The sequence below is a fragment of the Rhodoferax sp. genome (genome assembly GCF_037143375.1).
Classification (GTDB): domain Bacteria; phylum Pseudomonadota; class Gammaproteobacteria; order Burkholderiales; family Burkholderiaceae_C; genus Rhodoferax.
Window position 1 is genome coordinate 1 of the sequence record NZ_JBAWYV010000132.1, and the last position, 8,787, is coordinate 8,787.

General features: G+C 53.6%; 11 protein-coding genes and 2 tRNA genes. 8 read left to right on the forward strand and 5 right to left on the reverse strand.

Features of this window, described 5'->3' with window-relative positions; translation table 11 throughout:
* Nucleotides 1–560, reverse strand: a 560-nt coding sequence (locus tag WCG50_RS15285; protein WP_336900465.1) for a UvrD-helicase domain-containing protein, incomplete at its 3' end; no start/stop codon positions are given.
* 23 nt (nucleotides 561–583) lie between these two features.
* Between WCG50_RS15285 and WCG50_RS15290 the strand changes: the two genes are divergently transcribed.
* Together WCG50_RS15290 and WCG50_RS15295 are read left to right on the forward strand one after the other, a co-directional pair.
* Nucleotides 584–1,300, forward strand: a complete 717-nt coding sequence (locus WCG50_RS15290; protein WP_336900466.1) for a hypothetical protein — start codon at nucleotides 584–586, stop codon at nucleotides 1,298–1,300.
* Between the two features lie 111 nt (nucleotides 1,301–1,411).
* Complete coding sequence (locus WCG50_RS15295; RefSeq protein WP_336900467.1) at nucleotides 1,412–2,389, forward strand: GMP reductase; 978 nt, start codon at nucleotides 1,412–1,414, stop codon at nucleotides 2,387–2,389.
* 24 nt (nucleotides 2,390–2,413) lie between these two features.
* On the opposite strand, the gene WCG50_RS15300 is transcribed toward WCG50_RS15295, so the two are convergent.
* Nucleotides 2,414–3,277, reverse strand: a complete 864-nt coding sequence (locus WCG50_RS15300) for an alpha/beta hydrolase (protein ID WP_336900468.1) — start codon at nucleotides 3,275–3,277, stop codon at nucleotides 2,414–2,416.
* A gap of 112 nt (nucleotides 3,278–3,389) precedes the next feature.
* Between WCG50_RS15300 and WCG50_RS15305 the strand changes: the two genes are divergently transcribed.
* The 3 genes from WCG50_RS15305 to WCG50_RS15315 all read left to right on the forward strand — a co-directional run bounded on the left by WCG50_RS15305 (nucleotide 3,390) and on the right by WCG50_RS15315 (nucleotide 4,638).
* Nucleotides 3,390–4,259 (forward strand): NAD(P)-dependent oxidoreductase, encoded by an 870-nt coding sequence (locus WCG50_RS15305; RefSeq protein WP_336900469.1) that lies wholly within the window; start codon nucleotides 3,390–3,392, stop codon nucleotides 4,257–4,259.
* Between the two features lie 127 nt (nucleotides 4,260–4,386).
* Nucleotides 4,387–4,462, forward strand: a tRNA-Lys gene (locus tag WCG50_RS15310).
* Between the two features lie 100 nt (nucleotides 4,463–4,562).
* Nucleotides 4,563–4,638 (forward strand) — tRNA-Lys (locus tag WCG50_RS15315).
* Between the two features lie 168 nt (nucleotides 4,639–4,806).
* On the opposite strand, the gene WCG50_RS15320 is transcribed toward WCG50_RS15315, so the two are convergent.
* Nucleotides 4,807–5,457, reverse strand: a complete 651-nt coding sequence (locus tag WCG50_RS15320) for a thioredoxin domain-containing protein (RefSeq protein ID WP_336900470.1) — start codon at nucleotides 5,455–5,457, stop codon at nucleotides 4,807–4,809.
* A gap of 178 nt (nucleotides 5,458–5,635) precedes the next feature.
* Here WCG50_RS15320 and WCG50_RS15325 point away from each other — a divergent pair, with 178 nt between their 5' ends.
* Together WCG50_RS15325 and WCG50_RS15330 are read left to right on the forward strand one after the other, a co-directional pair.
* Nucleotides 5,636–6,289 (forward strand): hypothetical protein, encoded by a 654-nt coding sequence (locus WCG50_RS15325; protein ID WP_336900471.1) that lies wholly within the window; start codon nucleotides 5,636–5,638, stop codon nucleotides 6,287–6,289.
* The gene (locus WCG50_RS15330) at nucleotides 6,267–6,491 is read left to right on the forward strand and encodes a hypothetical protein (protein ID WP_336900472.1); all 225 of its coding nucleotides are present in this window, start codon (nucleotides 6,267–6,269) and stop codon (nucleotides 6,489–6,491) included. Before WCG50_RS15325 ends, WCG50_RS15330 begins: the two co-directional genes overlap by 23 nt.
* Nucleotides 6,492–6,506: 15 nt before the next feature.
* On the opposite strand, the gene WCG50_RS15335 is transcribed toward WCG50_RS15330, so the two are convergent.
* Entirely contained in the window at nucleotides 6,507–7,118 is a 612-nt protein-coding gene (locus WCG50_RS15335) for a methyltransferase domain-containing protein (RefSeq protein WP_336900473.1), read from the reverse strand.
* A gap of 156 nt (nucleotides 7,119–7,274) precedes the next feature.
* Between WCG50_RS15335 and WCG50_RS15340 the strand changes: the two genes are divergently transcribed.
* A complete protein-coding gene (locus tag WCG50_RS15340) occupies nucleotides 7,275–7,421 on the forward strand; it encodes a hypothetical protein (RefSeq protein WP_336900474.1) in 147 nt (48 codons plus the stop codon).
* 76 nt (nucleotides 7,422–7,497) lie between these two features.
* Here WCG50_RS15340 and WCG50_RS15345 read toward each other — a convergent pair.
* The coding region (locus WCG50_RS15345) for a DEAD/DEAH box helicase (protein WP_336900475.1) at nucleotides 7,498–8,787 on the reverse strand (1,290 nt) is incomplete at its 5' end.

Below are 8,787 nucleotides of genomic sequence, written 5' to 3' on the forward strand. Positions count from 1 at the left end.
TAGAGCTGGTAAATCTCGACTTTTTTGCGGGTTTCTTCGTCACGCACTTCGACCATGTTGGCGCGCAAACCATCTTCTTTGCAGCTGCCAATGAACCACTGCATTTGCTTCGGTGGAAAGCGTTCATCATCCAACTTGAACTGCTTGTAAAGCCGCTTGATGCTGGAGAGTTGGTCCTGGGTATCGAGAATCTGGAAGCTCTGCGGCAGGTTGGCGATTTTGTAATGGGCGCGCAAAAACCGGTTGCACAGGCCGTGAAACGTGCCAATCCACATGCCATGCACATTGACCGGCAGCATGCTGGTCAGGCGCGTCATCAGCTCTTTGGCGGCCTTGTTGGTAAAGGTCACGGCCAGCACCCCACCGGGCGACACCTGCCCGGTTTGCAGCAACCAGGCAATGCGGGTGGTGAGCACCCGGGTTTTGCCGGAACCGGCCCCGGCCAGAATCAGCGCATGTTCGGCCGGCAAGGTGACGGCGGCGCGTTGTTCGGGGTTGAGGTTGAGGTTGTGCAAGAGTGAGGAGTCTTGCAAGCGGTCTGGGGTATTTTCTGAGAACATCCTGTGATTGTAGAAAGCCCCGGATGAAATCTCTCTTGCTGGTCATGTTCCTGAGCGCCGTTTTCACCTCGGGTGTTGCGGCCCAATCGTTTTGCGCCAGCGATGGCCAAGCGACGCCCGTGACGCTGGTGGAGCGCTTCATCAGCGCGGACTGCGACACCTGCTGGCGTACGGCGCCCGCCGAGGCACCCGCCGCGCAGTCGCTGACGCTGGACTGGATTGTGCCCAGCGCGCAGTGCGATGAAGCGCCCCTGTCGGCGGCGGCCAGCCGGGATGCCTTACAGCGCCTGTCGTCACTGGGGCAAGCCGCGCCAAACAGTACGTTGACCTTGCGCACCCCTGTTGGCCAGAAACGATCCTGGCAACTGCGCGTGGCGAATGGCATGGTGTTGGGAGGTTACATCGGGGCCTCGCTGTTATTCAAAACGTCCACCCAGCCGCGTCACCCGGAGAATTTGAGCGCCTGGCTGGTGCTGATCGAAACCATTCCCGCCGACACCGAGGGCACACCTGCTGAACGAAATATTGTTCGAAACGTGCTCCAGCCCCCGTACTACCTGCGCAAGCAGCTATCAAAAGATGAGTATGTCATTTTTCAGGAAACCCGTCCCTTGAGCATCCCGCCAGGAGCCGTACCTGAACGTCTGCGCGTGGTCGGCTGGGTGCAGGATGCCAAGGGCCGTATTTTGAGTGCCGCCCAATCGGTTTGCAGGGCGCCAGAACCTTCAGCTACCGAATAAACCCTATAGAATCAATCACCGGGCCCAAGCAATTGAGGCCCGGTTTTTTTTTGAAGCCGGGTCCAGTCCAAGCGCTCTTCTATCTACTTAAATGAAGCAGGAGTCCGGACCATGGAAATTTTTGATTACGACAACATTCTTTTACTGCCCCGCAAATGCCGCGTGGAGAGCCGCTCTGAATGCGACGCCAGCGTAGAACTGGGCAAGCGCCGTTTTCGCATCCCCGTCGTCCCCGCCAACATGAAGACCGTGGTGAGTGAAGCTACCTGCGTCTGGCTCGCTGAAAACGGCTACTTTTACGTGATGCACCGCTTCGACCTGGACAATGTTCAGTTCGTCAAAGACATGGTCGCCAAGGGTCTTTACGCATCCATCTCTCTGGGCGTCAAAAAGCCGGATTACGACACGGTGGACCAATTGCTTGCGCTTGGTTTGGTGCCGGAATACATCACGATCGACATTGCGCACGGCCACGCCGACAGCGTCAAGAACATGATCGAGTACCTGAAGGCCAAAATGCCCGCAGCCTTCATCATCGCTGGCAACGTGGCCACGCCCGAGGCCGTGATTGACCTCGAAAACTGGGGCGCCGACGCCACCAAAGTGGGCATCGGCCCCGGCAAGGTCTGCATCACCAAGCTCAAAACCGGATTTGGCACTGGTGGCTGGCAGTTGAGCGCCGTCAAGTGGTGCGCCCGCGTGGCGACCAAGCCGATCATTGCCGATGGCGGCATCCGTGAGCACGGCGACATTGCCAAATCCATCCGCTTTGGCGCCACGATGGTGATGATCGGCTCGATGCTGGCCGGCCACGAGGAAAGCCCCGGCAAGACTGTGGAAGTGGACGGCAAGTTGTACAAGGAATACTACGGTTCGGCCAGCGACTTCAACAAGGGCGAGTACAAACACGTCGAAGGCAAACGCATTCTGGAACCCATCAAAGGCAAACTGTCTGAGACCCTGATCGAGATGGAACAGGACGTGCAAAGCTCCATCAGCTACTCAGGTGGCAAAAAACTGATGGATATTCGCAAGGTCAACTACGTCACCCTCGGAGGTGACAACGCCGGTGAACACCTTTTAATGTAATGCGGACACTGTGAGAGCCTGCGGCTAGCCCATTAGCAAGCGGGTCGCCAGCGCATTCAGGCGGTGACCCGGCTCAATCAAAGCTTCCAGAATGCTGAAGTGATTGAGACCGGTGAGCACCTCACACACAGGCACCACCGTCACACCCCAAGACTGTCGGATCAAGTGGTTGTGCTGCAAAAATGCTGAACTTTCCTCACCCCCCACCACGGTATACAAAACACCCCTGCCCTCTGAAACTCCGGGGGAAGGAAGCCATGCCGGGCTGGCTTGTTGGACTTGGGCAGAAGTAAGCTGAAGCGACTCTTGCAGAAATGGTGTTTGCCTGATGGCCTCCAATGCGTACACACCAGAAATGGTCAGCGCATTTTTTACCAAATGTGCCGGTAAATCTTCAGCATAGTGCGGCCACAGGCACGCCAGCATCATGGCCGCCAAGTGACCCCCAGCCGAGTGCCCCACCACCGTGATGCGATGGGGATCGCCGCCGAATTTTTCAATATGCCGATAAGTCCAGGCCAAGGCCTTGACCATTTGCATAACGATGTCGGGAATGCTCACTTCGGGGCACAAGGCATAGTTGGGGATCACAACACAAACGCCCGCCTGGGCAAATGCAGGTGCAATAAACGAGTGATCCGCTTTGTCCAGCGAACGCCAATAACCGCCGTGTAAAAAAACCAACACCGGTGCCGGGTCGCAATCAGCCGGAAAAATATCCAGCGTCTCGCTAGGTCCGTCGCCATAGGCCACATCGAGTAAACAAGACTGCGTTTGACGCACCAACTCGGACGTTTCGGCCCAATGCGCGAAATGCGCTGCAAAGCCGGGCACCCGAGCTCGGTTGTTGTAGAGACGATCCAGCGTCTCACCCTTTGATTTATTCATGAGCTGATCTTGTCATAGGCCCGCAAGTTCGTCAGCCCATCGACAGTAAATCGCCTATTAGCGTTATGGGTTTCAGTGAGATACGCGTTATTCTTTGGTTTTGGGAGCAACGATGAAAATTGCAGTACTTGGTATCGGAATGATGGGCTATCTCATGGCCAGACGACTGTGTGATGCCGGACATACGGTCCACGCTTGGAACCGCACGCAAGCTAAGGCTGAAAGACTTATCCCATTTGGCGCAACGGTTTGCGCACAAGCAGCTGACGCGGTTAAATCTGCCGATGTCGTGATCTGCCTGCTTGAAAACGGCATGGTTGTGGGTGACGTTTTGTTTGCTCAGGGTGTCGATAAAGCCCTGCAACCGGACGCTTTGGTGATCGATATGTCATCCATCCAGCCCAGCGAGGCCCGCGACCACGCGGCGCGTCTGAGCGAAATCGGCATCGCCCATCTGGATGCCCCTGTATCTGGCGGCACGCTGGGGGCGGAGCAAGGCACGCTGGCCATCATGGTGGGCGGTAAAGCCGCAGATTTTGAGCGTGCACAAAGGGTGTTCAAGGTGTTTGGCCGATCCACCCACGTCGGGCCTCATGGCACCGGGCAACTCGCAAAATTGGCCAACCAAATGATTGTCGGCATCACCATCGGCGCCGTTGCAGAAGCCTTGTTGTTGTGCGAAAAAGGCGGCGCCAGCATGGCCAAAGTCAAGGAGGCCATCACCGGTGGTTTTGCCGATAGCCGCATTCTGCAAGTGCACGGACAACGCATGGTGGACCGCGATTTCACGCCGCACGGGCGCATGTCAGTGCAACTCAAAGACTTGCGCAACGCCCTCGCCACGGCACAAGCCATCGGCTTTGACGCCCCGGTGACTCAACTGTTTGAGAAGCTCTACAGCGACGGCATAGAACACGGCTTGACCGACCTTGATCAAGCGGGCTTATTCGTGGAGTTAGCCAGCCGAAACGGCATGAGTTGAATAAAACTACTGCTATAATTTTTGACTTGGTTAGGTGGTCTGAATTTAGTTATTAAGACTTACAAACAGTTGAGGTCAGGGCTCTGATTTCAATCCAGTTTTTAACTCCAAACGTTTTTCGAAAAGTGGGTTCTTAGCTCAGTTGGTAGAGCAGCGGACTCTTAATCCGTAGGTCGACAGTTCGAATCTGTCAGGACCCACCACTTAAAGCGTTACGGGATATAGATAGCCTGCTAAAAATAAATAGCAGGCTTTTTTATTTAGTGATGCCATTGCCAGAATATTGGCTGATGGAAATTTTTCGGGATGTTAGCTCAGTTGGTAGAGCAGCGGACTTTTAATCCGTTTGTCGTGGGTTCGACCCCCGCACATCCCACCAATAAAGCCTTACGGGGCATAGAAAGCCTGCTATTCATTGGATAGCAGGCTTTTTACATTCCGGTCAAAATATCAACGAAGTCGTCAGTGAAATCGTCCATTTTTCTTGACTTATCCTCAAAGGTGTTGCGAGGATGATTCACGGCCAGATTCAATTGACTGAAAGCATTCAGCGTGTCCTTGCGAGCTCATTCGCCACAAGCAGTTTCAACTGATCGAAGCCAAAAGAAGGCAGCGGCTTTCCATTCACGAAGTACTCAGGTGTCTGGGACACACCCAAAGTGTTTGCGTCACTCATATCTTGCGCGATAACCTGCTGGAGATCGGGGGCCGTCATATCGAACGCCAACTGTTCCATATTCAGACCCACGCCATTCAGATGATTCCACACCAGTTCAATTTTGGCCGTATGGTTCGACGCCCAATCCTCCTGGCTATTTAGCAGGGCCTCAAGTGTCGGCCAGAACTTTCCTTGGCGACGTGCCGCTTCTAATACGGCCACTACTTTGTCTGAACCTTTATGAAAAGGTGCATAGCGCATCACCAACCGAATTCTGCCTGGATGTGCCTCCATGAGTTGCTTCACCTGCGGGTAAAAAATGCGGCATGTGTCGCAGGCTGGATCAAAAAACTCAACGATGACAACGGCCGATTCTTCCTTGCCCAGACTTGGCGAGTGCGGACGAATCAGCGCAGTTCGATCAACCGAAGCAACTTGCGAATCATTGGATTCCTTATCAGAAAAATACTGCCATGAGCCAATGACCAATACGGCAAGAAACATCACACTGGCTAGAACATAAACCGACTTTTTTTGCATTATTGGAATCCTTTGGGAGTAATCGCGATCGCTACGAAAAAACTGATTTTACGGACCTTGCCCTATGCAACCGAGAGTCATGTGTGTCACAGTCTTTACCCATACTTCACTGAACTGGCACAAAGCTGAACCGCAAAGCGATCATGATTTAAGTCAAGAAAAACTTGAAAGTAATCTCATGAAAAAAATTATTCTTTTATCAGTAGTTGTTGTCACAAGCGGGCTTTGCCTAGCCCAGGAAGTTGGACGCGTCATTTCTTCAACGCCCATCATTCAACAGTTCAGCGTGCCCCGACAGGTCTGCACCACCGAGCAAGTGGCTGTGCAGCAGCCCAAGTCTGGGGCGGGCGCCCTCATGGGTGCGATTGCAGGGGGTGCCATGGGCAACGCAGTCGGTGGCGGAGCGGGCAAAGCGGCTGCGACCATGATTGGCATTTTTGGCGGTGCCATTGTGGGTGACCGGGTCGAGGGCGCACCCATGGCGCAACTTCAAAACGTGCAACGTTGTTCCACTCAGACATTTTATGAAAACCGACCTGTCGCCTATAACGTGGTTTACGAGTATGCGGGCAAGCAATATTCCTTGCAAATGCCCCATGACCCTGGTCCATCGATTCAACTTCAAGTCACCCCGGTAGGCGCAAGCGCGGCACAAACGGTGCCGAACAACTCTGCGACTTACACCCAACCCTCGTACGAACAAGCACCCAATATGGTGGTGGCACAGCCTGTTTACCGAGGTCGCTATGTAAGACCCTACTACCAACCAGTCGAGATTGAAATGAACTACGGTTATGGAGATGAATCTCGTGGCCGACGTAATTGGCACTAATTTTGCATCTCAACTGGTAACAAAACTTGGAGGGTATGAAATGAAAACAGTTTTTGTGACCGTTGTTTTATCAATTCTTTCTGCCGTTGTGGGCATATTTGCCGCCACGGAATTACATGACTTGTCGGCTTCGACTATCAGCAGCACAGACAAGACATCATCACAATCAAGTCAAAAAATTCAGCAGTGGGTGAACCACTGAACCAATCAGCCAACTCTATCGGCGAATGACCCGGACAGCCAGTTCATGCGCCAAATTGGGATGCCCCACTTTGGTGTACGGCGGCTTGGGCCAGGCCCAGGATTTTTCCGGAAACAAAGCACGCATCGCATTGATGTCGCAATGGTAGGGGGGGCCAACAATAAAACCCTCCTCACTGGAAGTCGACCGAATCATCTGCATATAAAGCACCCACAACCCACCGCCTGGTTGAAGCCACTGATTTAATTGTTGCGCATACTCAAACCAGTGCTCTGGATGAATAGCACAGAGGCAGGTTTGCTCGTAAACAGCGTCAAACTTCTTTTCCGGGCGATAGGTCAGCACGTCAGCTTGAATAACTTCTGCCTTTAGGCCCTGCGAATTGACGAGCGCCTGCGTTATTTCAACAGCCGCTGCGGTGTAGTCAATACCGACGACATCAAAGCCGCGACGAGCTAACTCGGCCACCTCCCACCCTGTACCACAACCAGGCACGGCAATGCGACATGGTTTTAGTTCTCCACTGTCTAACCATTCCAATAACTGAGGGCTTGGACTGCCGCGATCCCAACCGGTTTCATTTTTTTCAAAGCGATTTTGCCAAAATTCAGTAGTAGGACCAGCCATATAGTTTCTCTCTTGGGATATTTGATTAAGTTTAAGTCAAGTGCCTGGCATTGGAAGGCTGGATCAAAGGCGTGACATGCGCACCAAATCGAGGCGCAGAATTGACTAGAATCAATCTAACCGAACCGCAGAGTCGGCAACCTGAAAGATGTAGATATGGAAACAGATACGACCATTCCTTCAACTTTGATGTCGATTGATTCAGACATCAAACCGCCCGAAGAGGCAAAAAGCCACCCCATATTAATAGTAGTCATTGCCGTCACCGTTTTTTTGATTGTTTTCTTACTGCTCAGAAGATGACGGCGCCCAGTAAATCACTTGGCAAAAAAAAGCCCACAAGAATTAACTTGTGGGCTTTTTTATTAATTTAACTTACTCAGCGGTCTGACTTGCCAGGCCATTTTTTAGCATCACGAGGCACAAAAACTTTACCACCGTTGCCGGGTTTGGCGAAAGAAGGCTTGCCAAATGCGGGCTTGCGGGCACCGAAGTCGCCGCGAGGAGGCGCACCAAAGTCGCCACGGGGAGCACCGAAATCACCACGGGGTGCACCACCGTCGTTACGGGCGCCAAAATCACCACGTGGCGCAGGGCCGTCATTGCGGGCACCGGCAAAACGGTCGTTGAAACCGCCCTTGCGTTCGTAGCTACGGCCTTCAGGCTGTCCACCGAATCCACCACCGCCATTGTTTTGATAGCCACCGCCACCCGCATCACGCGGGGCACCGGAGTTACGGTCATTGAAACCACCACGGCTTGCACCGAAACCGCCGGAACGACCGCCACCGCCGCCGCCGCCAAAATTGCCACCACGGGAGTGGTTGTCGTTACCACCACGACTACCGGTTCCCGCGAAACTGTTAGGACGTGAGTCAGGGAAACGTTGCTGAGGTTCCATTCCAGGAATGGTCTCACCCTTGAACTGGTGGTGGCTATGGAACTCGATGTCCATGATCTTGCGACGATCGCGGAATTCAGCAAAAGTCACGGCAATACCGTCACGTCCGGCACGACCAGTACGGCCAATGCGGTGGGTGTAATCTTCAGCTTTCATCGGCAAGCCGAAGTTGAACACGTGGGTCACGGTGGGCACGTCAATACCGCGAGCGGCCACGTCCGTTGCCACCAAAATTTGCACCTGACCTTGACGCAGTGCCATCAAACGGCGGTTACGCAAGCCCTGGCTCAACGCACCGTGCAAAGCGACAGCAGAGAAGCCTTCTTGTTGCAAGTCGTTAGCCAAGCCATCGCACTCGATTTGGGTGCTGGCAAAAACAATGGCTTGGTTGATGGTGGTGTCGCGCAACCAGTGGTCCAGCAATTTGCGTTTGTGCTGCGCGTTGTCAGCCCAGAACAGTTTCTGGCTGATGTTCTGATGTTTTTCTTGTGGGCTGTCGATTTGCAAACGTTGTGGCTCGCGCATCACTCGGGTTGCAAGTTGCTGAATGCGCGGTGCAAAGGTGGCACTGAACATCATGGTTTGCTTGCGGCCAATGGTCAGCTGATTGATGTCAGCCAGGTCATCTGAGAAGCCCAGATCCAACATACGGTCGGCTTCGTCAACCACCAGGAACTGAACTTGGTCCAGTTTGATTTGCATGGAGCGTTGCAGGTCAAGCAAACGACCGGGTGTCGCCACCACGAGGTTGGCATTTTGCAGCTTGGC

What these genes read in the sequence shown, in the direction of transcription:
- WCG50_RS15340 (WP_336900474.1), top strand. Translation starts at nt 7,275, where the DNA reads ATGGAAACAGATACGACCATTCCTTCAACTTTGATGTCGATTGATTCA.
- WCG50_RS15305 (WP_336900469.1), top strand. Translation starts at nt 3,390, where the DNA reads ATGAAAATTGCAGTACTTGGTATCGGAATGATGGGCTATCTCATGGCC.
- WCG50_RS15320 (WP_336900470.1), bottom strand. Translation starts at nt 5,457, where the DNA reads ATGCAAAAAAAGTCGGTTTATGTTCTAGCCAGTGTGATGTTTCTTGCC.
- WCG50_RS15295 (WP_336900467.1), top strand. Translation starts at nt 1,412, where the DNA reads ATGGAAATTTTTGATTACGACAACATTCTTTTACTGCCCCGCAAATGC.
- WCG50_RS15335 (WP_336900473.1), bottom strand. Translation starts at nt 7,118, where the DNA reads ATGGCTGGTCCTACTACTGAATTTTGGCAAAATCGCTTTGAAAAAAAT.
- WCG50_RS15325 (WP_336900471.1), top strand. Translation starts at nt 5,636, where the DNA reads ATGAAAAAAATTATTCTTTTATCAGTAGTTGTTGTCACAAGCGGGCTT.
- WCG50_RS15300 (WP_336900468.1), bottom strand. Translation starts at nt 3,277, where the DNA reads ATGAATAAATCAAAGGGTGAGACGCTGGATCGTCTCTACAACAACCGA.
- WCG50_RS15290 (WP_336900466.1), top strand. Translation starts at nt 584, where the DNA reads ATGAAATCTCTCTTGCTGGTCATGTTCCTGAGCGCCGTTTTCACCTCG.